Below are 25,449 nucleotides of genomic sequence, written 5' to 3' on the forward strand. Positions count from 1 at the left end.
ATATTTTAAGGTTTTCTCACACTTGATTATATGGTATAACTAAATATGGGAATAAAAACAGGAGGGAAACAAATGATTTATGCAGTAATTACGATCATTGTAGTAGCTGTTGTTCTATTTATTCTATCATTTTTTATGAATGATAGATTCGAGGAACTTGAACGTCAAGTAGAACAATTATCAATGACAAATATGAAGGATACATACCAATTACAGAAGAAGATCAAAGTTCTTGAAGAAGAGTTATTGCCAAGTGATCTAACGGAAGATATGACTAGGAAATAATGTTTGAGTTTTAAATGATGATAGGTTTTCATGCGGGATAATTAATGAATAAATGAGGGAAATAGTAATGAAAAAAACTGTACGTACTTTTGCAATCGGCCTGCTAACAGCTGGAATTATCATGGCCATTGGCATGTATTTCTTTGATTCTAATTCCAATACACTTGATGAATTAACGTCGGAAGAAATGATTCCAATACTTAAAGAAAAAGGCTATCACGTGTTAACAAGTGATGAGTATATTTCGCTTTCCGTTAAGACCGCTAGTGCAGAAGATAAAACTGTGGATGAAGTGACGGACAAAGCAAATACAGACGATGCAGCAAATACAGACGAAACTGTAAAAGAAGACACAGAAAAGGCACAAACAGAAACAAAAGAAGAAACAACAGCCCCTGAAGTGAATCAAGAAGAAGAGATTATCAATTATACATTGAATATCGAACCAGGAATGCCCTCTTCCATGATCACATCCGTGCTTCAAGAGCAAGGAATTATTGATGATGCAAGTGAGTTCAATAGCTACCTTGAGGAGCATGATTATAGTCTAAAAGTGCGAATGGGAACACACCAAGTAACAAGTGCCATGAGTTTTTATGAATTAGCAGAAACAATAACAAATTAAGCAATAAGGTAGAAAAGGACTAAAACTTTTCTACCTTATTGCTTTTAGTTTAGATTAAAGTTCTCACCTTTCACTAAATACAAGATGCTTTCACCTATATTTGTGATGTGATCTGCAAATCGCTCGATATATCTACCACAGTAAGAGACCTGCATAACAAATTGAATTTTATCAGGATTTGTTGCTGTTTCACCTAATAATTCACTTACAACCTTGCGATATAATTTATCAACTTGATCATCCATCTCCGCAAGCTTGCCTGCACTGATAATATCTTCTTTTTGGAATGCGAGAATGGCTGCTTCTAGCATTTCTATCGTCATTTCCTGCATTTTCTTCAATCCTTGTGGCAAGGTCGAAGCATTTTCTCCTAAATGTATTGCAGACCTAGCAATATTCTTCGCGTTATCCGCCATTCTTTCAATATCTGTTACTATTCGTAAGACGATAATAATTCTTCGAAGATCGGTTGCAACCGGCTGTTGTTTAGCAATAAGTAAAATTGCCTTATTATTAATATCTAATTCTTTCCGATCGATTTTAATATCTTCCGCAATGATGCGTTCTGCTAAGTCTGAATCTTGATTATATAAAGCATTAATTGCTGTTGTTAACGCATTCCCTGCATCTCTAGCCAGTTCAATAATGCTTTTATCAAGTTCTTGTAATTCTTGTTGGAATTGATCACGAGTACCCAATTTTTGTCAGCCCCTCCACTATTCATACATTATAAAATCCATAATATTCAACTAATTAATGTATTTAATTTAAACTAAGTTTATCATATAAATTATAAAAATGGAAATGATAATGCTATATATCAAGAATGAAAGGCCTAAAATGGATTCATTTTAGGCCTTTCATCACTCTTTTTACTCGCTCTGTTCAGCATTGTTATCTCTGTTCAGATTTCCTCCGTTTTCCTTCATTTCGAAATAGGTGTCAAATATTCGTTCGCCAATAATATTATTAATCTGATGCTGAGTATTTACAATCCCCAAACCAGGAACGACAATGGCAACGGCAATTTCTGGATCTTCAAACGGTGCATACCCTACTAATGTTCGGTTTTCAGTGTTTACCTTGCCATTCTCATCATAACGCTCTGTCTCAGCAGTCCCGGTTTTCCCTGCTGAAGTATATGCTTTATCGCTAAAGTAGCTAACTGCTGTCCCGCCTGGAGAATGAAAGACTCTCCGGAAACCTTCTTGAACCCTTTCGATATTTTCCATTTCAATCTTATTTAGTACTGTTGTCCCTTTGCTTTGATATACCGGTCCAACTTCTTCTTGTGAAGCGATAGGCTCGCGAATTTCCTTTAGAAAATGTGGTTGCACACGATATCCACCATTTGCAATTGTCGAAACATATTGTGCCAGCTGCATCGTTGTATACGTATCATACTGACCAATAGCAAAGTCCAATAGGTTCCCTGCACGTGGATCTGGTCCTACATATCCTGTTGCTTCATATGGAAAATCAATACCTGTTTTAACTCCAAGACCAAATTGCCAGAAGTAATTTCGCATTTGTTGAAATGCTTGAACATCCAATGATGTATTACTTCCGTTTGGATATGGGGAACGATAATCTCCACCCATTCTTAAAGCAATATAGAACATGTATACGTTAGATGACATTCTTAATGCATCAAGGTCATCAACAGATCCGAGGTTTTGCCATGACCCTTTCCATGGGCCTCCCGATCCTATTTGAATCGGTCTATCATAAAACCTTTGACCTGGTGTAATAACCCCTGATTCATATCCTGCAAGAATTGTTGCCCCTTTTACAGCCGATCCAGGCTCAGTGGCATTATATAGTGTTCGATAATCATCATTCGTAAATTCTTGTTCCTTGCGATTATAATGCTGTCCAGTAATTGCCAATATTTCACCGTTCTGCGGATTCATTACAACCGCAAGTGCATCCTCTAAGAATCGATTTTGATATGGGAACTTACTGATTGCAGTTTGTAGCTCTTCTCGTACAATCTTCTGTACCTCTTCTTGAAAATCCATATCAATTGTTAAAACTAAATCTTTCCCACGTTGCCCTTCAACAATCGTTTTTGAATCAACAACCACACCATCTTTTGTTGTCGTATATTCAATTTGTTCTTTTCTTCCTCGGAGAATATCCTCGTAATATTGTTCTAATCCGCTTTTTCCAACACGGTCATTCCTGCTGTATCCTCTTGTCAAATAATATTGTTCCTGTTCAGCTGGAATTCCCTCTTTTTGACTTGTAATGGAACCTAAAATGCTGCTGATAGTCCCATCGTATGCATACTTACGATTCCAGTCGGTTGTTGCATTTATTCCGGGTAATGTACTAAGATGCTCGGAAACTTGTGCATATTCTTCCGCGGTTACATCTTTATTTTTGACAATTTGCGGTGTTAACGAATATGCTTTATCCAATTCTTTCTTTATCGCCATTACTTCCAATTCTTGTTTAGCGTAATTCGCTATTTCCGCATCGGTTATTAGATCAAGGGTAGCATTATATACTTCCGCATTGTCCATTTCAGCTTTTGCTTCCTCAGTTAAACGTTCATCCGCTTTGGTTTTATTTTCTAAATACCAATATTCTCGTTTATCTCGGTCTGTAACTTTATCTATATATTCTTCGCTGTCCATTGTAATGTATTCGGCTAATTTCTTTGCCACATCAAGTCTTTCCTTTGCCTGTATTCCTTTTGCAGGGGTATATGTGATGGAGTATACTGGCTCATTATCAACAACAACATTATAGTTGCGATCGAAAATTTTCCCTCTTGGTACAGGTATTTTTGTTGTATCTTGTATGGTACGATCTATCTCATCCTGATATGCTTCCCCATTTAAAATTTGCACGACCCCTAACTGTAAAATTAATACAGAAAAGAGGAGAAATATAGCAAAAAATAGTAAATTAATACGGAATGGGAGTTGTTTTTTCTTCTTTTTTTTCTTCTTGTCAACCAATGGTTCTCCCCCACTTCAAAATTCTGTTCCAATCCCTTACGTATTAGATTTTACCATATTTAGCGATCTTTTTCGTCTGTTATTTGCTCTTTAATTAAAATTTCTCTTTTTTTATTACTTCCTAAGTAAATATTCCTCACAAATAGATAGATGACAAGATGTGCCGTACCAAATACAACAAGTATGATTGGAATCACCTTTACAGCAGTATAAAGATGTGCTACAAGGATAAAAATTGCAATAGAAAGGGTTCTCCCCCCGTTTAAAAATAATTCACGTACAACGATATATTCTATACGTAGTTCTTTAGCATTACGTGCATTTCCGATTACATCGTAGGTCATTGATACATACGGGACATTAATAATTGGATATGCAATACCAATAATAATCGCATATAGGATTAGAAACTTGAAATCAATTGGAAATAGAAAAATGAAGCTAGAGATACAAAGGAGAATTGAACCAATCAGAATTGCCTTTTTTCTTGAAGCTGGTTTGATATATTTCGTCGCAATAAAATAGAGGATAATGGATATCCCTGAAAGATATAAATTAAATATCCCTAAAGCAAATTCGCTTTGTGTTAATACAAACACCCAAATCGAAATAATAAATGCAAATACTCCCTCGCGCAATCCTTGAAAAAAATGGGCATTTAAAATGCGTTGCCAATTTTTATTATGTTTTCTTTCTTTTAATACTTGAACAAATTGGTAACTCCCTGCTGCGCTTCTTCTTTTAAGCAGAAAACTAATTGCCACGGAGCAAATGAATAAGAACAAGGAAATCGTAAAAATGGTTGTATACCCAACATTTGCTTTCATATTGGAAATAATGATTCCCGCTAATAATGGTCCTACCATTCCACCAAACGATTGCATAATCCCAAAGAATCCATTGAAGAAATCTCTTGTTTCAGGCTCGGTAATTTCAAATGTCAATACATTAAACGCCAGCCAGTAAAAACCATAACCAATTCCCAGTAAGCTACCAAGTAAGAAGTTGTATGTCGATGCATGCGTCCCTATTATTAATACAGTTAAAAAGAATAAAGCTAAAAAAATAACTCCTAAGCGAAGAACGATGATCCGGTCCACTTTTTTCGCAAGCCTTCCAGCAAAAATAAAGGAAAATGCTTGAAAAATATAAGTTGCTAAATTATATACTGCAATCGTTACATAATCTCCTGATTGTTTCCATATATAAATATTAACGAATGTATTTGAAAGAAAAATACCTAATGAATATAGACCACCAATCACTAATAATAATAGTAATTCCCGATTCATATCCATTTTCCTATTAATGAATTCTCGAATTGCCCGCATAACTAAACTACTCCTTTTAAATATTTCTTAGTGTAAGCAGTTCAGTGTCAGATATGCAAAAAAACACGCGAAAGATTCGCGTGTTTTCTCATTAACTTATATTATTTAGCTTCGTTATAGTTATTCGCAACTTCATCCCAATTTACAACATTCCAGAATGCTGAAATGTAGTCTGGACGTTTGTTTTGATAGTTAAGGTAGTATGCATGCTCCCATACATCAAGGCCTAATAAAGGTGTTTTACCTTCCATTAGTGGTGAATCTTGGTTTGGTGTGCTTGTTACTTCAAGTTCTCCATTATTAAGAACTAACCATGCCCAACCTGAACCAAATCGAGTTGTAGCAGCTTTTGCAAATTCTTCTTTAAATGAAGCAAAGCTACCGAATTTTGCATTAATCTTATCAGCTAATTCGCCAGTTGGTTCGCCGCCACCGTTTGGAGATAGAACTTTCCAGAAAAGACTGTGGTTAGCATGTCCCCCACCATTATTACGTACAGCAGTACGAGCGCTTTCAGGTACAGCATCTAAATCACTAATAAGCTCAACTAGAGATTTGTCTTGAAGATCTGTCAATCCTTCTAGTGCACCATTTAAGTTAGTAACATACGTGTTATGATGTTTCGTATGATGGATGTTCATTGTTTCTTTGTCGATTGTTGGTTCTAATGCGTCATATGCATATGGTAATTCTGGTAATTCAAATTTTGCCATGAATATCTTCCTCCTCAAATGATAATGTAAGGGATTTATAACCCTTTAATAAGTAGATTATCACTGCTTGCTGTTAGTTGCAATTTATTTGCTCAATATCCAAGTAATTTGCAGAACTTTGTTGGATTATTGGTAGTTGAATGATTCAGCAGTATCTAATTGTAAATAAAAGAACAAAAGCGCAAGCGCCCGTTTAGCAACGTACGGAGGTGAGGGAAGTCTCGCTACAGCTTTAGCGCTGGAGCTGGACGTGGCTATTCTCATTAATTAAGTTATCCATAGCCACAATTTTATAGTTTTCTATACAGCAAAAAAAACAAGCATTTCGCTTGTTTTTTAAAAGTGATGGCGCGAGACGGAATCGAACCGCCGACACAAGGATTTTCAGTCCTTTGCTCTACCGACTGAGCTACCGAGCCATAAGAAAAAGTAATTATTGAAGCTTGATTATCCTTAATAAAAGATGGAGGAGGTAGAGGGATTCGAACCCCCGCGCGGTTTGACCCGCCTGTCGGTTTTCAAGACCGATCCCTTCAGCCGGACTTGGGTATACCTCCGAGTTTTTATGGTGGACCCTGCAGGACTCGAACCTGCGACCGATCGGTTATGAGCCGATAGCTCTAACCAACTGAGCTAAGGGTCCTTTTAAAAAAGTTATATTATGGGGCGATCGATGGGAATCGAACCCACGAGTGCCGGAGCCACAATCCGGTGCGTTAACCCCTTCGCCACGACCGCCATAATCATAATTAAATTGGTAGCGGCGGAGGGGATCGAACCCACGACCTCACGGGTATGAACCGTACGCTCTAGCCAGCTGAGCTACGCCGCCAATTTGGCTCCACAGGTAGGATTCGAACCTACGACCGATCGGTTAACAGCCGATTGCTCTACCACTGAGCTACTGTGGAATAATAAATATGATTTATAACTTAATTCATGTACTACATAGATAAATATTTCAATTATTACTTGTTAATTAGGAAACACATGTTTGCATTTATTAATTAACAACGATATTAAATTTATCATGTTCTTCAAAATCTGTCAACACTTTTTTTATTTCTTTCAAAAATGCAAATTATGTATGAAGCTCTGAAGCGACAATAATTATATTATCATCTTCAAAAACGAAAATCAACATAAATTTTACATTTTCGCTAATTTTTTTCAAAAACAGCCTTTTGCCCTCTTATTTATGTATAACCGAGAACATTATCATAAGCGCGAATGTTCTCGGTTAAATGCTTACTTTTTAGTCCATTCCAACCGTTTCTTTGTTTTGATTTTGTACTAATTCAACCAATATTCTCGTGCCATCAACTTCGACAACGCGAACCTCGCTATTTCTTTCAATCCACTGTCCATCAGATACGGCACTGAAATCTTTATTATTAATTCGAATGGTACCCACCGGTCGCATATCATTTAAAGTAATACCTACTTGCCCGATTAGCAACTCATAATCCATGTTCATCGAATTATATCCTGCTTCTTTTGTTAATTGGTCCTTCAAGGCAAGCTTCGTCCACATTTTTCTTTTCTTGAATACTTTTAAGAATAGAAATGAACCTGCCCCACCGATTAATACACCCAGAACTGAATATAATCCTGCCGTTAAATTCGGTGCAGCAAGTGCAACAGCAATTAACATAATGACCATACCAATCGTTGCTAACGTTCCATCATTCACAACTTTACCGTCAATAATTATGAGTAATAATCCGACGAAATATAAAATAAGCATAGTAATAAAGGAGCCTGATTCAAGATATGCACCAAAATAAACCGTAATAAAGCCAATACCTAATATGCCAAATATACCACGCGCATTTACCAAAACTTCACCAATTAAAAATAAGGTACCAAGTCCAGTAATGACAAAACCAATCCATACTAAATCAAAGATTTCCAAATGAATTCCTCCCCCCTATATCATTAGTACGTAATCATTTCATTTTTAGTTTCAAAAAAGGAGAATTATAAAATTTTATGAAACGATTAATGATCTATATTCTATTTTTCTTATTATGTGTAAGTATTTATAAAGACTTATCGCTAGAACGTACACCAAATCATGAAATATCAAGAACATTCGAGCAATCTCTTCAATTCAATTATACTATAATGCAAATGAAAATCACAATTGGTGATACTGTCTTATCTGTAACTGAAAAAATAAATATTGACCACATAAATAATTTAGATATTTCAACAATCATGGCGGATTTCGAACAATTAAACCCGACCGCAGATCCATATCATCTTGAACCAAACACATTTTATTACTTTCCACTGTATAAATAAAAAAGAGGCTGATGAATGGAATCAGCCTCCCGTATGACACTAGAAAAAAGGTCTAAAGAATAGTGTGATGATAATGGAAATGACACCAGCAGCAATCGCGATATTTCCTAGTGCATCTGCTCCTTTACTTCTCGAAACAAACCCTAGAATTATTCCTGCTGCCCCAAGCACAAACGGCCACATGAAAAAGGAAAGAGCAGATAACGCAATCCCAATCCAACCATACGAGCTAATGACGTCATGAGTGTCTTCACCGATATCTGATCTAGCGTAGTCATCTGCAGTGAATTCTGAAGCAAATTCCTCATTTCGAGCACTATCCGTTTCAACGTCAATAAGATTATAGTCTCTATCCCTCGACGAATCATCTAAATCTGAACTTGATCTGAATCTTTTTTCGTCCAATAAGAAGACCTCCTTTTAAATTGTTGAGGTGCAGTTATAGTGTATGGAATTTTCTTCTGTCTAATGATGTTAGTTTTTGGCAACCTAGCCAATTTCCTTCACCTAAATAACTTTATTAATCAGGTTAATTTTTCAGAATGCATGCATATAGTACAGTAGAATCCTTTTAAAGGAGTTATGCGATTATGTCAATCTTTATCAAAGAAATGGTAAAAGTTCGATTAAAAAACCTTAGCACAAATGATATTCTATTTTACGGCAAACAATATGGATTTTCTTTATCTCCTTCACAAGCGAAAGGCATCATCGACTTTTTAAAGCAAAATACACTCGATCCATTTATTAAACAGGATCGAGTGAAAATGTTTGAACAGCTCGCTCATATTACGGATTTGAACACATCTCAAAAAGCCGAGAAGCTATTTCACGGCTTAATAAAATCTTATGGATTAGATCATTTGTTTCAATAGGAAATGACGCAAGCCATCCGTTTATCATGCTGCGGGTTATGATTAAATTGGAGAACAGCACTGATATTCGCAGAGAACAAAAGCTTAAAGCTAGTTTGAGCTGTGTACGGACTGCGCCTCATGGACGTGAGGTGGTTCGATGTTGACTTATCGTACGAAGGTGAGGGAGGTATCGCTGGGCGCTGGAGCTGGACGTAGCTGTTCTCGGTAATTAAGTTATCCACAGCGTCCAATTTTATAGTTTCCTAAGCTAAAATAAAGGGATAACCATTATAAGTTATCCCTCAATAAGTATTTCTTTATGCGTTCATAATTTGCTCTTTCAACGCTTCAATAAATACGCCATTTTTAAGCATTTCAATTTCAAATTTATATGGGGCCTTTTTGTTTTTCTTATCTTCCCCAACATATGGCGTTTCTAAAATTTTCGGTATTTCTAATAGCTGTGGATGATGGACAACATAGTGTAATGTATTAAATCCAATATGACCGAAGCCGATATTCTCATGACGGTCCTTGTGTGCCCCACGCTCATTTTTACTATCGTTCACATGGACAACCTTAATACGATCAACACCGATAATCCTATCAAATTCGTTTAATACACCATCAAAATCATTGACAACATCATATCCAGCATCATGAATATGACAAGTATCAAGGCAAATCGACAGCTTCTCATTATGTGTTACCCCTTCGATAATTTTTGCGATTTCTTCAAAAGAACGGCCAATTTCTGTACCCTTTCCAGCCATTGTTTCCAGAGCAATTTGCACGTCTATATCCTTCTCAACTACTTCATTGAGACCTTCGATGATTTTCTTAATTCCTTCATCTGCACCGGCTCCAACATGTGCCCCAGGGTGTAAGACTATTTGTTTCGCACCAATTGCTGCAGTACGATCGATCTCACTACGCAAAAAGTTAACACCGAGTTCAAAGGTCTCTGGTTTCGTTGTATTGCCAATATTAATAATATATGGTGCGTGAACGATAATATCTGACAATCCGTTTTGTTCCATATGCACTCTACCTGCATCGATATTTAATTCTTCAATTGGTTTTCTTCTCGTGTTTTGCGGTGCACCAGTATAAATCATAAACGTATTTGCACCATAGGATGCTGCTTCTTCACTGGAACCAAGCAACATTTTTTTGCCATTCATTGACACATGTGATCCTATTTTTAACATGATTAAACCTCTCCTAACTGATTTAGATGTTATTTCCCGCGATTAAATTTTGCTTTCCTACCCAATTGTTTCTTAATGGATTCTTGTTGGCGCTTCATTTTCTTCTTGTATCCTGGTTTAACCGTTTTTACTTTTCTTACTTGTTTCCATGCTTCCTTTTCAATATTCGTTGTTGTCTTCGTTCGTAAATGACGCTCATTCCATGGCTTTGCATCCACCCAATCGCCATCTTTAACATCAACATAAGTGAAAGTAAGGCCTTTCTCTTCTAATTTCCCGATTAGCTTTAAATCAGATTCATTATATAGACTGATTGCTGTTCCTTCCATGCCTGCTCTCGCGGTTCTTCCAACTCGATGGATATAGAATTCCTCTTCTTTCGGAATTTGCGCGTTAATGACATGGCTAACCCCTTTTATATCAATCCCTCTGGCTGCTAGATCGGTTGCAACAATATATTGATACCTAAGGTTTTGAATTTCTTTCAACACTCTCTTTCGTTCTCTCGGTGTTAATCCACCATGAATTAAGCCAACATCCATGCCTTTTTCTTGTAGGGATGCAGCTAATTCATTTGCAAGCTGTTTACCATTGGTAAAAATGATTGCTAGATATGGTTGAATTGCTTTCGATATCTCGACAATTACATCTGCTTCTTTCCGATGTTTCAAGGCAATGAGTCGATGTTCCATTGTTTCTGGCGAGAAATGATCCGATACTTTTACATGTAATGGATTTTCTAAATATTTCTTGAAGAAATGCTGCAACCGCTCTGGGATGGTTGCTGAGAATACTAATAATTGAATATCTTTCTTCGAACGAATTAATAATTGGTCAACATCATTAATGAATCCTAAATCAAGCATTAAGTCTGCTTCATCAATTACAAAGGATTCCGCCGAATAAATTGATAATGCCTCTTCCTTTACTAAATCTAAAATCCTTCCAGGTGTTCCGACAATAATATGTGGTGGTTCCTTGAGCTTCTCAATCATCTTCTGCTTATCGGTACCACCGACAAGTAATTTAGATAGCCATATCCCCTCTTTACCAGCATACTGGATGATTTTCTTTACTTCATCATGTAATTGTGTTGCAAGTTCCCTAGTAGGTGCTGTAATCACCATTTGCACGGTACGCTTGCTCACATCAAGCCGATCAAATAACGGCAGTAAAAATGCATGGGTTTTACCTGAACCTGTTCGTGATTGTCCAACCACACTTTGTCCTTTTAATACCGCAGGAATTACCTTCTTCTGTACTTCGGTTGGCTCGGTAAAATTTAGTTTACGAACGACATCCATCGTTGATTCCTGAAACGAAAATTGATTAAACTCACTATTATTCATAAATAATATTGCTCCTTTTGGGATTTTACCCAGTAATTAAATAAATTGAAATGGTTCTGTACTTGTTTCCGAAGTAATAATTTCGATCAAATCGTTATCAAGCTCTTTTTCCAAAAACAGTTTTGTCGCTTGTTTCATTACTTTTTCAATATAATGCCCTGCATCTATCACCTGCAAGCCCATTTGCCATGCATCTTGGGCAACATGGAAACTCATATCCCCTGTTATATATACATCTGCTCCATTTTGACGTGCCAAATGAATATATTTTTCACCGCTTCCACCTAAGATTGCGATTTTCCGAACTTGTTTATCCAAATCGCCAATCACTCTCATGTTCGGGACTTCTAATGTTGTTTTCACATGTTCACATAAATCTCGGAGTTTCATTGTAGCGGATAGTGTGCCAATCCGTCCAATCCCAAACGCTTCTCCTTCATTTTTCAAATGAAAAATATCATAGGCTACTTCTTCATATGGATGCGCTGCAATCAATTGATTTACTATAGTTGTAAGGCGTTCTTCTTGCGCGATTGTTTCTATTTTAACTTCATCAACAAACTCTAATTCGCCTTTTGTGCCAATATATGGATTTGTCCCCTCCAGAGGTTTAAATGTCCCTTTACCTTTCGCTTGGAACGTACAATGACTATAATCACCAATATGTCCTGCACCTGCCTCTGACATAGCATTTCTAACGTCATCAGCATGTGATATTGGCACATATACAGCAATTTTATACAGGTTTCCACTTTTCACTTCAATCAAATTCTTTCTTGATTGAATTCCCAGTAAATCACAAAGCATATCATTTACACCACCATTTGCCGCATCTAGATTCGTATGGGCTGCGTAAACTGTAATTTGATGGCTTAATAATTTGTGGATGGTTCTACCTTGAGGGGTATCCAAATTAATCCGCTTTACCGGGTTAAACAACAGTGGGTGGTGAGCAATAATTAAATCAGCTTTTTTCTCAATTGCCTCATCAACAACAGATTCTAATACATCGAGGGTAATCATCACTTTTTTTACTGCTTTATTATATGATCCAATTTGCAGGCCAACATTATCCCAATCATATGCTAAATGTTTTGGGGCCCAGTCTTCAATCACATGAAAAATATCATTATTCTTGTATTCACGCTTCATTTTCTAGTGCCTCCTTTATCCACAGTAGTTCTTCCTCAAATTGGTTGAGCTTCTGCTTGTCCATGACTGTTGCTTTCTTTATTTGCTCAATAATCCGTTTAGTCTTTTCATATTCACTCTTCCATTTATCATAAAATGCTTTTGTTTTATTTTCCATTAACATTGGTCCAAATAGCAATTGCTGCTTCGTAAAATCCTGACGAATTAAAGTGCCATTCTCTTTCTTATCGGCAACAATAATTTCATAAATATGTTGATTTTCTTCCACAATCGTTTCACTTGTAATGATAAAGTTATTATCAACAAACCATTTTCTAACATTACGAGCATCAATATTTGGTTGGGCAATAATACGCGTAACATTATCTAATTTGGTTTGACCTTCCTCCAAAATGGATTTTATTAATGCTCCCCCCATACCGGCAATCACAATCTGATCCACTTTATCTTGTTCATTTAATACTTGTAGACCATTACCTAATCGCACATCAATTGCTTCATTTAAATGATAATGACTAACCGTTTTTAATGCACTTTGATATGGTCCTTCATTCACTTCACCTGCTATCGCTCTAGCTGTTTGGTCCTTTAAACAAACATAGCAAGGTAAATAGGCGTGGTCGGAACCAATATCAGCAAAAGCCGCACCTTTCGGCAAAAAGGAAGTTACCATTGTTAATCGTTTCGATAAATTTAGTGTTTGCGTCATTTCGTTCTCCTTCTTGAAAAAGAAAAGCTTTCTGTTTATTCCAGAAAGCTTACAAAATATATTTTTCTTAATAAGCCATGGGAACATAATCCCACAGCATTGAAATTACTTGTTATTTCTTTTCACTTAACCAGTCGGCAAGTAAGGTTGCTTCCTCATCTGCAACCTGTTTTTGTGCTGGCATTTGCCCTGTACCATTGTGAATAATTGTAATAATCTCTTCAGCTGAATGTTTCGAACCAACTGCAGTTAAATCTGGTCCCATGCCACCAGATAAATCAGCCCCATGACAAGCAGAACAGTTTTTTTGGAAAATCTCTTCTGGGTCTGTTAATACTTCTCCACCAGTGCCTTCTGTCTGGTCTGTCCGACCCTCTTCTGCAGCCTGTCTATCCGATCGCTGGTCTATACCAACGAATGAGAAGATAACTACCGCAAGTACCCCAATAATCGCAATGATACCAAATGGTATAAATGGATTTCTTTTCATTACGTTTCCTCCTTATGTACTCCCCATGATTATGTATCTAAAAATAACATTACCTATAGTTTACTCGAAAATCCATTTAGTTTAAAGGTTTATCCTATGATAATTTATAGTGTAAAGTAAATAATTGAAAAAAACAAAAGAAAAACGCTTGTTATTGTTAAGTATTGTATCCTTAACTTACGGCCGATCATGAACCATCCAACAAAATTTAATGGGATTACATATTGCAATATAGGCTGATTGGAAAAAAATAAATCACTTAAAAATACCGCCAGCAATAATACAATGAACAAACCAATCACTATTGCGAGCTGTTGTATGAATCCCTTCGTTTTTCGACGAGATCCAAATGCCCAAGCTGCAAAACTTAGAAAAAGAATTAGAATGCCGAGTTGCAATCCAGGTTGAAATTTCGTAAAATAAAGAACAAGGAAAGAAGACGGTAACAGTAAAATTAATAAAATTCCTTGTATAATCAAGTTAAGATTGACTCGCTTCTTATTGTCCGTGAAGATTTCTTGTTCTTCCGTAATGTTAGCACCATTCGTATATAATGCGAGAAGAAAATCACATTGCGCTGCTGGTAATAATTTATGTGCTTTCCAGTATTTAACTTCATTGACAATGATAGCAATTCGTTCATTATCTGCCATCGCTTTCACCCCAATACGAGTAGCATCGCACGTTACTTTCTTAACTACTGAAAAAAGCCACTGAGCATAGAAATACTCAAGTGACTATGCTCAGGATTTTATTCCAAAAAGTCTTTCAAACGTTTACTACGACTCGGATGTCTTAATTTCCGAAGTGCTTTCGCTTCAATCTGACGGATACGTTCTCTTGTAACACCGAATACTTTCCCTACTTCTTCTAATGTTCTAGTACGTCCATCATCAAGTCCAAAGCGGAGACGTAAGACGTTTTCCTCACGATCTGTTAAGGTGTCCAGCACATCTTCTAATTGCTCTTTTAGGAGTTCATATGCTGCATGATCAGATGGCGATATAGCCTCGTGGTCTTCAATAAAGTCACCCAAATGAGAATCATCTTCTTCACCAATTGGGGTCTCTAAAGAAACAGGCTCTTGCGCAATCTTAAGAATATCGCGAACCTTCTCTGGACTAAGCTCCATCTCTTCCCCAATTTCTTCAGGCGTCGGTTCTCTACCTAAATCCTGTAATAGTGAACGTTGAACACGGATCAATTTATTAATCGTTTCCACCATATGAACAGGAATACGAATCGTTCTTGCTTGGTCGGCGATTGCACGTGTGATTGCCTGGCGAATCCACCAAGTTGCATACGTACTAAACTTAAAGCCTTTTTGATAATCAAATTTCTCAACTGCTTTAATTAATCCCATGTTTCCTTCTTGAATTAAATCTAGAAATAGCATTCCACGACCAACATAGCGTTTTGCAATACTTACAACAAGTCGTAAATTTGCTTCCGCAAGTCGTCGTTTTGCTTCCTCATCTCCAGCTTCAATTCGAGTAGCAAGTTCAATTTCTTCTGCTGCAGATAGTAGGTTTACTCTTCCTATTTCCTTTAAATACATCCGAACTGGATCGTTAATCTTAATCCCGTGGGGAACACTTAAATCGTTAACGTCCACTTCTTCTTCTTTTGAGATTTGTTGCATATTCGGATCTTCTTCAGATTCACCAATTACCTCTACACCCTGTTCTCCCAGGTACTCATAGAATTCGTCCATTTGATCAGGTTCGATTTCAAAGTTGGACAAGCGGTCAGCTATTTCTTCATATGCAAGTGTTCCACGTTTTTTACCCATCTCAAGTAATTGTTCTTTAGCTTGCTCTAATGTTTGGGCAGTCTCTTTTGTTTGTGAAGGCTTTTTATCAGCCATGAGTCCCCCTCCTTCCAGACTAAGTAAAAATTTAATTTATGTTCTTCAATTGTTTGCGAATTTCAATAATCTGCATTGCAATTTGCGCTGCTTTAAGTGGATCTTTCTGCTGTTCAGCCAGCTTCTGTTGCTCTTTTAATGACTGAATACTAACGATATCACTATTTTGTGAATGGATAATTCGAATGTAATCATTGATTTCTTTATCGCTTATTTCATCTTCAACAGGAGCCATCGCAATTTCTGTTACAAGCTGCTTTAATTCCTGCTCCCTTAGATTTTCAATAAATACACTAACGTCTGGCGAATGTCCAGATTCATAAAAAGCATATAAATGAGTAGCAATAATTTTATGTGCATCAACATTGAACCCAGCGCCGATTTCATCTTGCACTTTTTCTGTAATATATCCGTCCTGCAACATATAAGCTAATAATTTTCTTTCTGCATTATGATACGCTGGAAGCATTTTTTTATGATGACGATTGTTAATTGCCCTTTTAGTATATCTGTTCTTCTCGCTCTTATCCTGTTGTACACCTTTATGTTGCCGATGTCTTTCTATTTCACTTGCAAGCGTTTCAATGGAAATGTTATATTCTTTACTAAGCTGTTGTAAATAATATTCCCTCTCTACCGAGCTCTCAATCATTGCAAGTTCTTTTACAATGGCTTCAATATAGTTTATGCGATCTCCTTCAAGACTTAAGTTATAATCTTTCATTAAATATCGCATATAAAAGCTAATATACGTGTCACTTGCCTGGATTATTTCATTATTAAATGCTTCTCCACCATGCATTTTAATGAAATTATCGGGATCCATATTATCCTCTAAATTTGCAACTTTTATTTGACAGCCAACTTTACGTAACAGATTAGCGGCTTTGTAGGTGGCCTCAAGTCCTGCCTTGTCGCCATCATAGCAAATAATCACCGTGTCGACGTAGCGTTTCAATAGCTTAGCCTGTCCTTCTGTTAATGAAGTACCAAGTGTGGCAATGACATTTTTAATATCTGCCTGGTATGCTGAAATAACATCCATATATCCTTCAAATAGGATAACTTCATTTTCTTTACGGATATGCTTCTTAGCTAAATCAAAATTATAAAGTAATTTACTTTTTTGAAATAGTTCACTTTCCGCACTATTCAAGTATTTAGGTTCTCCACCAGAAATGGTTCTACCACCAAAACCAATCGTTTTTCCTACATTATTGCGGATAGGAAATATCACTCTTCCTCTAAATCGGTCAGTTACACTATTGTCATCTTGTAAAGAAAGTAAACCTGCTTTTACAAGGATTGCTTGGTTGAATCCCTTCTTATTTAAAAATTCGGCAGTAAAGTCCTTCAAATTAGGTGCATAGCCTAATTGAAATATATCAATTGCCTCGTCACTTATCCCTCGATCATTAAAGTATTGATACCCTTCCTTTCCATCTTTTGCATAGCGTAGTAAATGATGATAAAGTTTAGTAAGCCATTCATAAGCAGATAAAACACTCTGATTATCATTGGAAATTGTTGGTTCGTTTTGAATGCTTGTTACTGGAAGCGTTATACCACTTTTACTTGCTAATACCTTTATTGTTTCTTGAAAGGAGTAGTTTTCCATTTCCATCAGAAAGGTTATAACATTGCCGCCTTTTCCACAGCCAAAGCAATGAAAAATCTGCTTCTCTTGTGTAACGGAAAATGATGGCGTCTTTTCTCCATGAAATGGGCAAAGTCCAACGTAATTTTTACCTTGTTTCTTTAATTGCACGTACTCACCAATCACGTCAACAATATCATTCGATTTACGTACTTCTTCAATTACTTGCTCAGGTATTTGATTCGCCATCGCTAATCACCATACTATTATTTATATTCGTGATAGATTTAAAAACTCCTTCACGTTTCGACATTTTTTTCCTAAAAAGAGAAAAATAGTCTACTTTCCTGTAAAATACCCTCTATTGATGGACATATTTATTCCTACTTTAGCTCTTAAAAAATAATCGTCTACTTAAAAAGTATTGATAAACAGTGATAATATCGCTTTCTTGTATAATTCTACACAATACGGTTCAATTCCTGCTTTATCTTGAATGTTTTACTTTTCAGAATATCAACTAATAAATAAATTAGGAATACCTATATCTTTACACAAATGATTATTATAATACAATTTAAGAAATATTTCTATATAAATGCTTTAATTTCTAAAACAGAATAAAAAACATTCTACTTAGAATGTAGTAGAATGTTTTTTTCTTTATCTTTCATCCTTTATTAACTGTAAAATACTATTCGCTGTTTCTTCAACTGCTTTATTTGATACATCAATCACTCTACAACCTATTCTTTCCACAATTTTATCGAAGTAATCAATTTCTTGATTGATTCGTTCTAAATTTGCATAGGTCGCTTGACCACCAAGTCCTAGTACTTTCAGCCGTTCTTTTCTAATTTCATTTAATTGTTCTGGTCTAATTTTTAATCCGAAGCATTTCGCTGGATCAACCTCAAATAACTCTTCCGGAGGATTAACTTCAGGAACAATTGGGACATTCGCAACCTTAATGCTATTATTCGCTAAGTATTGTGATAGCGGTGTTTTCGATGTTCTAGAAACACCAATCAAAATGATATCTGCTCGCGATATTCCCCGTGGATCTTTGCCATCATCGTACTTCACCGCAAATTCGATTGCTTCAATTCGCTTAAAGTAATCCTCATCTAGTTTGTGGACAAGTCCTGCTTCAAGTCTTGGTTTAACTTTAAATGCCCGTTCCATCGAAGCAATCATTGGCCCCATAATATCAATTGCTTCAATTCCCATTTGTTTTGCCCTATCATTCAAATAATTTCGAAGCACTGGATCAACTAATGTAAAGCCAATGATTCCATAATTTTCATTTGCCAGCTGTAAAGCCTCATCAATCGTGCCTTTATCATTAACATATGGAAATCGACTTATTCTATATTCATGGCTATTAAATTGACTCAAACCTGCTTTAATTACTAACTCTGCGGTTTCACCAACAGAATCAGAAATGACATAGACAATAGGACTCGTATGCATGAATAAACTCCTTTCATCCTCAGATAAATTTATAACTCTTTTTCATTGGTTAGTTCAACAAATGCACGTGTTATCGTTGTTTTTGTGACGCGACCAATTACAACCAAGCCATTCTCTGTATCTTTGACAACAGGTAGACAGTCAATTTGTTTGTTGATTAATTTATTTGCAACGTCAAGCAATAAATCATCCTTGCGACAGACCGTTATGTTTGGCATTCTTGTCATGATAATATGCACGGAAATTGCATTCAAATCCTTTTGACCGATGCTTGCTCGGAGTAAATCCTTCCGTGAAAGAATTCCAGTTAAACATGACTTCTCATTTACTACAAACAATGTGCCAACATCTTCCAAAAACATCATAGAAATTGCATCATACACCGATGTGTTTTCTTTTACGATAATTGGAATTCGTTGAAATTCATGGACCTTGTATTTCTTTATTTTGTCTGTTATTAATTCAAATCCAGTTTTTCCCGTATAGAAGTAGCCAACACGTGGCCTTGCATCGAGAAATCCGGACATCGTGAGGATAGCCAAATCCGGACGCAATGTTGCCCTTGTCAAATTTAACTTTTCCGCTATTCGCTCCCCAGTTATTGGTCCGTTCCCCTTTACGATCTCCACTATCTTTTCTTGTCTATTCGATAATTCCACTTCCACACCACCCAGGCTATTCTGCCATACTATTCTTAATTATTATAGTCTATAAATGGAAAAAAGGGAAATTATGTCATACTCATTGAATATTAAAGGCTTTTTATAATAATTATTGTTTTACAAATACTAGGAAATAATAACAACTGAGATCTGACCTATCGCTGCAATAATCTACTAAACCTTCTGAGCGATATATTAAAAATGTTGTTTCCACTCAATGAGGGATAAATCAGCGAAATCATAAATCAATGCTGCAATTCGGTTGATTAATGCTAATCGATTATCTCTTACTTCGATATTATCAGCCATTACCATGTTATTATCAAAGAACGCATGGATTGGTCCACTTAATCCACTTAGAACGCTAAGTGCCTGTTGTGCATCCTTGTTCGCATTTGCCTCATCATATGCTGTGATACTATTTTCATACTGCTCAAATAGTGCCCGCTCTGAATCGGTTTCGAATATGTTTGGATCAACAAACATTTTATCAATCTTATTCGCTAAATTCAGCAAACGAACGAGTGCTTCTTGAACCGATTTAAATGCTTCATCATTCCGCTTAACAGAAAGTAATTTTGCCTTTTCCTCTGTGTAGTCGAACATACCAATTTCTTTACTAACGACAGCCTGGATAACATCTTGTTCAACAGCTAATTCTTTTAATAGGAATGTGGCACGAAGCTGGAAAAATTCATGGAGTTCTCTTGTTACTTCATCTGCTTCTGCTTGTTCAATCGATAATGTTTGATACAAGGATTGGGTAATCTCTATGATTTTTTCTAGTGAAATATTCCATTTCCTTGCTGAAAGAATTCGTAATATACCTGTAGCTTGACGTCTTAAACCATACGGATCTTGAGAGCCCGTTGGTTTCAGACCAACAGAGATACAACCAACAATCGTATCGATTTTATCAGCAATGCTGACAATTGCACCAACAATACTCTCAGGCAAAGCACCATTTGCCTGTCTTGGTAAATAATGTTCATTAATTGCTTTTGCCACCACAGGATCTTCACCGAAGCTATTCGCATATTTCTCGCCAATGACGCCTTGCAATTCTGTAAATTCATTTACCATGTTTGTCATAAGGTCAAACTTAGAGATTTCCGCTGCCCTTGCTGCGTGTTTCTTCACTGTCTCATCAAGTTCTAATAAGCTCGTTAGTTGTTTCGTAATGTGAACGACACGTTCGACCTTTTCACTAATGGTTCCTAATTTCACCTGGAATACCACACGATTTAATTTTTCCAAATAGAAATCGATGGATTGCTCCTGATCTTCTTCATAAAAGAACTTCGCATCCGCTAGACGTGCACGGAGTACTTTCTCATTTCCACGAATAACCGTATCAATCCACTCTTTATCGCCATTTCGAACACCAATGAAATGTGGTAATAATTCTCCCGTTTTTGAAATAACAGGGAAATAACGTTGATGCTCTTTCATTGAAGTAATCAATACTTCAGAAGGAAGCACTAGATATTCTTCTTCAAAGGATCCAAGGAAAACGGTTGGATATTCTACTAAATTCTTCACTTCATTTAAAAGTTTTGGATCAACTGGAATTGTAAAGCCTTCTTTTTCTTCTAATTGATGAATTCCCTCTAAAATCAACCGTTCTCGTTCTTTAGAATCAACGATGACATAACTTTCTAGTAATGCCGATTGATATTGTAAAGGATTGTCAAGGATAATTTCTTTACCTAAAAAGCGATGACCAAATGTCTTATTCCCTGTTTGAACATGAGCGATTTCAAATGGAATTACTTCATTACCGAATAGTGCTACCAACCAACGAATTGGTCTTGCATATCGAAGTGTTTCTGTTGACCAACGCATGTTCTTGCCAAATTGGATACCTTCAATAATTTCTTTAAACACTGGTAATAATTCCATTGTCGGCTTACCTTCAATATGCTTCTTAATGAAGATATAATTTATCCCTTTTATTTCTTTAAGATAGATATCCTCAGGTGTTTTGCCTTGCCCCTTCGTAAAGCCAATTGCAGCCTTCGTCCAATTACCGTCAGCATCCTTTGCAATGCTTTCAGCGGGTCCTTTCGCTTCTTCTTCAATCGTTGTTTGAAACGCTGCAACCCCTTGAATTTGCACTGCTAGACGTCTTGGCGTAGAAAAGGAGGTAATGGAATCATAAGGAATTCGTAATTCTGTTAATGTATTTGCAGCCTTTTCAAGAAACTGCTTTTCAGCATCATCGATAAAGCGTGCGGGTAACTCCTCTAAACCAATTTCAATTATGACATCTTTAGCCATTTATTTCTCCTCCTTTTTTAACATTGGGAATCCGAGACGTTCTCTTTCAGCAACATATGTTTTTGCAATACTCTTTGCCAAATTTCTAATTCTTGATATATAGCCAGTTCGCTCTGTTACAGAGATAACACCTTTTGCATCAAGTAGATTAAAGGTATGTGAACATTTCAGAACATAATCATATGCGGGGAAAACGAGTCCCTTTTCCATCGTTGTCTTTGCTTCTTCTTCGTACATGGAAAATAATTGGAAGAGCATCTTTGTATTTGATTCCTTAAACGTATATGTTGAATGCTCATACTCTGGTTGAAAGAAGATATCCCTAACCGTTACACCTGTCGTCCATTCTAAATCGAAGACATTTTCCTTGTCTTGAATGTAAGAAGCAAGTCGTTCAACCCCATATGTTAATTCAACAGTAACTGGGCTTGCTTCAAGTCCACCGATTTGCTGGAAATAAGTGAATTGCGTTACTTCCATGCCATCCAGCCATACTTCCCATCCTAGACCTGCTGCACCTAATGTTGGATTCTCCCAGTTGTCCTCAACAAAACGAATATCATGTTTCAATGGATCAATTCCTAATTTCTTCAGTGAATCTAAATAAAGCTCTTGAATATTATCTGGTGAAGGCTTCATGATTACTTGGAACTGGTGATGCTGATACAAGCGATTCGGATTTTCACCATAACGACCATCCGCAGGTCTACGTGATGGTTCCACGTATGCGACTTTCCACGGCTCCGGTCCTAGGCTGCGTAGCAATGTCATTGGTGACATTGTTCCAGCACCCTTTTCGACATCATATGCTTGCACGAGAATACAATTTTGACCTGACCAATGTTTCTGTAATGTTAAAATCATTTCCTGGATATTCATCCACGCTAACCTCCATTAACTATATTTTTAGTAACAATCTTCATTGCACAATTTTAGTGAAAAAGGTTTTCATAACTTTTAAAAAAGAAAACCGTCCCTATGCCTATATAAAATTATATAGGCATAGGGACGGTTTTTACCGCGGTTCCACCCTAGTTGCTCAAATTTTGAGCCACTTTATTTAGCTTGCTCCAGAGTGCCTTTCCCAAAAAACACTATTACCTAGCTCCCACTATCCCAGGCTCGCTTCAATAGAAAATATTTTGGTACTCTTCTCCATCATTGCAAAACAATTATATGTTATTAAAATATGTACAAATCATACTTCATCGCTACCATTCTGTCAATAAAAGCAATTTATCGGAGCAAATCAAGTTGCTTTAAAAACTTTCTCGATTTCAAATAATACCCACCATATTGGTCATAGTACGTGTCGAGCACATGCCGTAATAATTTGAGGCTGTCAGGCTTTATTGTGATATTTCCCACCCTTTCCAGCCCCAAATTCAAGAAGATATACAGCATTTTTGAGAGTGAATCTGATAGCGGAATAGCATATTCATCAAGATGCACACATCGCTTGCAAAGGAACCCACCTTCCGCAATGGAAAACGAATATGGCAATTCTTTGCTCCCGCAATTACTACACGCATTAACCGTTGGTGCAAATCCACCCTTTTTAAATAATTTCAATTCATACATCATCATTGGCACTTCCGCCAATTCATTTTCTGCAATCCAGGTAATCGTCCTAAATAATTGATCAAAAAGGTAGGCATCTGGTGCTTGTGAATCGAGTAATTTATCGGTTAACTCCATAATATAGGCAGCATAAGCTGTCTTAACAATATCCTCCCGAATTGGACGGAAGGAATCGATTATTTCTCCCTGTTGAATCGTACTTAACCCTTTATTTACATAGACGAAAAACTGTGCATAGATAAATGGCTGTGTCACAGCAGCCATTCTACTCTTTGGTTTCTTTGCTCCTTTAGCAAGGGCGGTAAACTTTCCAAGCCTTTTACTAAAAACAGTAATTATTTTATGTGACTCGCCATAATCCTGTGTCTTTATAACGATTCCTTCTATTTTTTCAAGCACAATATTCACCTTTCTTATTGCAGCAGAAAAGAACAAACATTTAACGCGTGAAATTTACCTATTCGTATCAATGGATAATATATTATCAATTACAGTCCCAAGCTCTGGTTGGTTTAACCCATTTTCTAATTCTTTTAATAATAAATAGGTTTCAATGTTTCCTGTCTGACTAAATAGCTTCCAAGTTAGTTCTTCCACAAGAAACCCCACCTTTCTATTTTATTAAAGCTGAAAAATTTGCCTACTATTAGCTTTACCCCGCTTGTACAAATCATAAGTATAAAATATTACCATATCTTAATATTCATCGTTTTTAAATCCAAATTCATTTAGCTGACTTTGCTTATTTCTCCAATCCTTCTTCACCTTGACCCATAACTCTAGATACACTTTTGAGCCAAGTAACGCTTCGATATCTTTTCTGGCATTTTTCCCAATATTTTTCAACATACTTCCTTGCTTTCCAATTAAAATTCCTTTTTGAGTGCTTCTTTCCGTAATAATCATTGCTTGAATGAAAATCGTATTATTATCCCTTTTTTCAAGGTTCTCCATTACAACAGCAATCGAGTGTGGAACTTCTTCTCTCGTCAGCTCTAAAACCTTTTCCCTAATTAATTCTGTAATGATGAATCTCTCTGGATGGTCCGTTACTTGATCACTTGGATAATATTGTGGTCCCTCTGGAATATGATTCTTAATTACATCTAGTAGATGGTCGACATTATTTCCTTCCAGTGCTGAAATCGGAATAATTTCCTCAAACTTCCCTTTTTTGCTATATTGTTCTATTAAAGGCAATATATCGTTTGGATGGATCAAATCTATTTTATTGATAATAAGAAATACAGGACTATTAACGGACTGTAATTTATCTAAAATATATTGATCACCCTTGCCATATCCTTCTTTCGCATTAATCATAAAAATAATGGCGTCTACTTCATTTAGCGTATTCTCTGCAATCCGCATCATAAAATCACCTAGACGATGTTTTGGCTTATGAATACCCGGTGTATCAATAAAAACGATTTGTGCATCATCTGTTGTTAATACACCTTGAATTTTATTTCTAGTTGTTTGTGGCTTATCACTCATAATTGCGATTTTTTGACCGATTACGCGATTCAAGAAAGTCGACTTTCCTACGTTTGGTCTGCCAATAATAGCGATAAATCCTGATTTAAATGTATTAGTTTCCATGTTGTATCCTCCGAGGCGATTTACTTTATAGTTATAGAAAGTATAAATAATTTAGCGGAATTTCTTTTCGCTAAATGTGAGCAAACACTTTTGTTATACTTCATCATACTACAATTAGAACTTCGTTTCATCTTTCCGACAAAAGCTTTTAATAATTTCTTGATTTAATTAAAATAATACAAAAGCTGCGTTATACTGCAAACCATATAAAAACCCCACAAGCTTGTGGGGTAGACATGACACAGTTTCATTATGTGTCGTTAGTTGGTCCTGATGTAAACTGCGAATTAATGACAATTGTGATTGCAGATTTGGCAAGCAGTTTCTTTTCACATATGAGTCTTCAGTGTTTTACTATAATAAACGTCATAGTACGTGGGTTTGCCATT

General features: G+C 36.3%; 25 protein-coding genes, 6 tRNA genes and 1 other annotated feature. Of the genes, 4 read left to right on the plus strand and 27 right to left on the minus strand.

Features of this window, described 5'->3' with window-relative positions:
• The first annotated feature begins 72 nt into the window (after nucleotides 1–72).
• Both CWR48_RS09170 and CWR48_RS20815 read left to right on the plus strand, forming a co-directional pair.
• A complete protein-coding gene (locus tag CWR48_RS09170) occupies nucleotides 73–285 on the plus strand; it encodes a hypothetical protein (RefSeq protein WP_115772935.1) in 213 nt (70 codons plus the stop codon).
• 67 nt (nucleotides 286–352) lie between these two features.
• Nucleotides 353–910 (plus strand): hypothetical protein, encoded by a 558-nt coding sequence (locus CWR48_RS20815; protein ID WP_245976773.1) that lies wholly within the window; start codon nucleotides 353–355, stop codon nucleotides 908–910.
• 44 nt (nucleotides 911–954) lie between these two features.
• On the opposite strand, the gene phoU is transcribed toward CWR48_RS20815, so the two are convergent.
• From phoU to CWR48_RS09230, 11 genes are all read right to left on the minus strand, one after another.
• Nucleotides 955–1,608 (minus strand): phosphate signaling complex protein PhoU, encoded by a 654-nt coding sequence (gene phoU, locus CWR48_RS09180; protein ID WP_115772936.1) that lies wholly within the window; start codon nucleotides 1,606–1,608, stop codon nucleotides 955–957.
• A 174-nt stretch (nucleotides 1,609–1,782) separates the two neighbouring features.
• Nucleotides 1,783–3,879, minus strand: coding sequence for a peptidoglycan D,D-transpeptidase FtsI family protein (locus CWR48_RS09185; protein ID WP_115772937.1), 2,097 nt, complete (start codon nucleotides 3,877–3,879; stop codon nucleotides 1,783–1,785).
• 59 nt (nucleotides 3,880–3,938) lie between these two features.
• Nucleotides 3,939–5,210 (minus strand): MFS transporter, encoded by a 1,272-nt coding sequence (locus tag CWR48_RS09190; RefSeq protein WP_115772938.1) that lies wholly within the window; start codon nucleotides 5,208–5,210, stop codon nucleotides 3,939–3,941.
• Between the two features lie 101 nt (nucleotides 5,211–5,311).
• Nucleotides 5,312–5,923, minus strand: a complete 612-nt coding sequence (sodA, locus tag CWR48_RS09195; RefSeq protein WP_115772939.1) for a superoxide dismutase SodA — start codon at nucleotides 5,921–5,923, stop codon at nucleotides 5,312–5,314.
• Between the two features lie 346 nt (nucleotides 5,924–6,269).
• Nucleotides 6,270–6,342, minus strand: a tRNA-Phe gene (locus CWR48_RS09200).
• 45 nt (nucleotides 6,343–6,387) lie between these two features.
• Nucleotides 6,388–6,480, minus strand: a tRNA-Ser gene (locus tag CWR48_RS09205).
• Between the two features lie 9 nt (nucleotides 6,481–6,489).
• A tRNA-Ile gene (locus CWR48_RS09210) sits at nucleotides 6,490–6,566 on the minus strand.
• A gap of 19 nt (nucleotides 6,567–6,585) precedes the next feature.
• Nucleotides 6,586–6,661: transfer RNA gene (locus CWR48_RS09215), tRNA-His, on the minus strand.
• 17 nt (nucleotides 6,662–6,678) lie between these two features.
• A tRNA-Met gene (locus CWR48_RS09220) sits at nucleotides 6,679–6,755 on the minus strand.
• A gap of 4 nt (nucleotides 6,756–6,759) precedes the next feature.
• Nucleotides 6,760–6,834: transfer RNA gene (locus CWR48_RS09225), tRNA-Asn, on the minus strand.
• Between the two features lie 344 nt (nucleotides 6,835–7,178).
• Complete coding sequence (locus CWR48_RS09230) at nucleotides 7,179–7,838, minus strand: NfeD family protein (protein WP_115772940.1); 660 nt, start codon at nucleotides 7,836–7,838, stop codon at nucleotides 7,179–7,181.
• Nucleotides 7,839–7,915: 77 nt separating this feature from the next.
• Between CWR48_RS09230 and CWR48_RS09235 the strand changes: the two genes are divergently transcribed.
• Nucleotides 7,916–8,230 carry a hypothetical protein gene (locus CWR48_RS09235; protein ID WP_115772941.1) on the plus strand — a complete coding sequence of 105 codons (315 nt, stop codon included), beginning with the start codon at nucleotides 7,916–7,918 and terminating at the stop codon, nucleotides 8,228–8,230.
• A 39-nt stretch (nucleotides 8,231–8,269) separates the two neighbouring features.
• On the opposite strand, the gene CWR48_RS09240 is transcribed toward CWR48_RS09235, so the two are convergent.
• A complete protein-coding gene (locus tag CWR48_RS09240) occupies nucleotides 8,270–8,635 on the minus strand; it encodes a hypothetical protein (protein WP_115772942.1) in 366 nt (121 codons plus the stop codon).
• 185 nt (nucleotides 8,636–8,820) lie between these two features.
• Here CWR48_RS09240 and CWR48_RS09245 point away from each other — a divergent pair, with 185 nt between their 5' ends.
• Entirely contained in the window at nucleotides 8,821–9,105 is a 285-nt protein-coding gene (locus tag CWR48_RS09245; RefSeq protein WP_115772943.1) for a DUF2624 domain-containing protein, read from the plus strand.
• Between the two features lie 299 nt (nucleotides 9,106–9,404).
• Here the strand turns inward: CWR48_RS09245 and CWR48_RS09250 are convergent, their stop codons facing one another.
• The 15 genes from CWR48_RS09250 to era all read right to left on the minus strand — a co-directional run bounded on the left by CWR48_RS09250 (nucleotide 9,405) and on the right by era (nucleotide 25,060).
• Nucleotides 9,405–10,298 (minus strand): deoxyribonuclease IV, encoded by an 894-nt coding sequence (locus tag CWR48_RS09250; protein ID WP_115772944.1) that lies wholly within the window; start codon nucleotides 10,296–10,298, stop codon nucleotides 9,405–9,407.
• 29 nt (nucleotides 10,299–10,327) lie between these two features.
• The gene (locus tag CWR48_RS09255) at nucleotides 10,328–11,647 is read right to left on the minus strand and encodes a DEAD/DEAH box helicase (protein WP_115772945.1); all 1,320 of its coding nucleotides are present in this window, start codon (nucleotides 11,645–11,647) and stop codon (nucleotides 10,328–10,330) included.
• A gap of 36 nt (nucleotides 11,648–11,683) precedes the next feature.
• A complete protein-coding gene (locus CWR48_RS09260; RefSeq protein ID WP_115772946.1) occupies nucleotides 11,684–12,799 on the minus strand; it encodes a Nif3-like dinuclear metal center hexameric protein in 1,116 nt (371 codons plus the stop codon).
• Nucleotides 12,789–13,508, minus strand: coding sequence for a tRNA (adenine(22)-N(1))-methyltransferase (locus tag CWR48_RS09265; protein WP_115772947.1), 720 nt, complete (start codon nucleotides 13,506–13,508; stop codon nucleotides 12,789–12,791). Before CWR48_RS09265 ends, CWR48_RS09260 begins: the two co-directional genes overlap by 11 nt.
• 112 nt (nucleotides 13,509–13,620) lie before the next feature.
• The gene (cccA, locus tag CWR48_RS09270) at nucleotides 13,621–13,998 is read right to left on the minus strand and encodes a cytochrome c550 (RefSeq protein WP_115772948.1); all 378 of its coding nucleotides are present in this window, start codon (nucleotides 13,996–13,998) and stop codon (nucleotides 13,621–13,623) included.
• A 104-nt stretch (nucleotides 13,999–14,102) separates the two neighbouring features.
• A complete protein-coding gene (locus CWR48_RS09275) occupies nucleotides 14,103–14,651 on the minus strand; it encodes a hypothetical protein (protein ID WP_115772949.1) in 549 nt (182 codons plus the stop codon).
• A gap of 98 nt (nucleotides 14,652–14,749) precedes the next feature.
• Nucleotides 14,750–15,865, minus strand: a complete 1,116-nt coding sequence (rpoD, locus tag CWR48_RS09280; protein ID WP_115772950.1) for an RNA polymerase sigma factor RpoD — start codon at nucleotides 15,863–15,865, stop codon at nucleotides 14,750–14,752.
• Between the two features lie 31 nt (nucleotides 15,866–15,896).
• Nucleotides 15,897–17,711: a DNA primase gene (gene dnaG, locus CWR48_RS09285; protein ID WP_115772951.1), complete on the minus strand. Its 1,815-nt coding sequence runs from the start codon at nucleotides 17,709–17,711 to the stop codon at nucleotides 15,897–15,899.
• A gap of 414 nt (nucleotides 17,712–18,125) precedes the next feature.
• Complete coding sequence (locus CWR48_RS09290) at nucleotides 18,126–18,935, minus strand: pyruvate, water dikinase regulatory protein (protein ID WP_115772952.1); 810 nt, start codon at nucleotides 18,933–18,935, stop codon at nucleotides 18,126–18,128.
• 29 nt (nucleotides 18,936–18,964) lie between these two features.
• The gene (gene ccpN, locus CWR48_RS09295) at nucleotides 18,965–19,594 is read right to left on the minus strand and encodes a transcriptional regulator CcpN (RefSeq protein WP_115772953.1); all 630 of its coding nucleotides are present in this window, start codon (nucleotides 19,592–19,594) and stop codon (nucleotides 18,965–18,967) included.
• A 198-nt stretch (nucleotides 19,595–19,792) separates the two neighbouring features.
• Nucleotides 19,793–21,877, minus strand: coding sequence for a glycine--tRNA ligase subunit beta (gene glyS, locus CWR48_RS09300; protein ID WP_115772954.1), 2,085 nt, complete (start codon nucleotides 21,875–21,877; stop codon nucleotides 19,793–19,795).
• Nucleotides 21,878–22,756: a glycine--tRNA ligase subunit alpha gene (glyQ, locus tag CWR48_RS09305; protein ID WP_115772955.1), complete on the minus strand. Its 879-nt coding sequence runs from the start codon at nucleotides 22,754–22,756 to the stop codon at nucleotides 21,878–21,880.
• A 122-nt stretch (nucleotides 22,757–22,878) separates the two neighbouring features.
• Nucleotides 22,879–23,048 (minus strand) — a binding site (T-box leader).
• A gap of 65 nt (nucleotides 23,049–23,113) precedes the next feature.
• Nucleotides 23,114–23,857 (minus strand): DNA repair protein RecO, encoded by a 744-nt coding sequence (gene recO, locus CWR48_RS09310; protein ID WP_115772956.1) that lies wholly within the window; start codon nucleotides 23,855–23,857, stop codon nucleotides 23,114–23,116.
• 54 nt (nucleotides 23,858–23,911) lie between these two features.
• Nucleotides 23,912–24,055 (minus strand): YqzL family protein, encoded by a 144-nt coding sequence (locus CWR48_RS09315; RefSeq protein WP_115772957.1) that lies wholly within the window; start codon nucleotides 24,053–24,055, stop codon nucleotides 23,912–23,914.
• A 99-nt stretch (nucleotides 24,056–24,154) separates the two neighbouring features.
• The gene (gene era, locus CWR48_RS09320; RefSeq protein WP_115772958.1) at nucleotides 24,155–25,060 is read right to left on the minus strand and encodes a GTPase Era; all 906 of its coding nucleotides are present in this window, start codon (nucleotides 25,058–25,060) and stop codon (nucleotides 24,155–24,157) included.
• Between the last annotated feature and the right edge of the window lie 389 nt (nucleotides 25,061–25,449).

It is taken from the genome of Oceanobacillus arenosus, from assembly GCF_003369575.1.
GTDB lineage: Bacteria > Bacillota > Bacilli > Bacillales > Amphibacillaceae > Oceanobacillus > Oceanobacillus arenosus.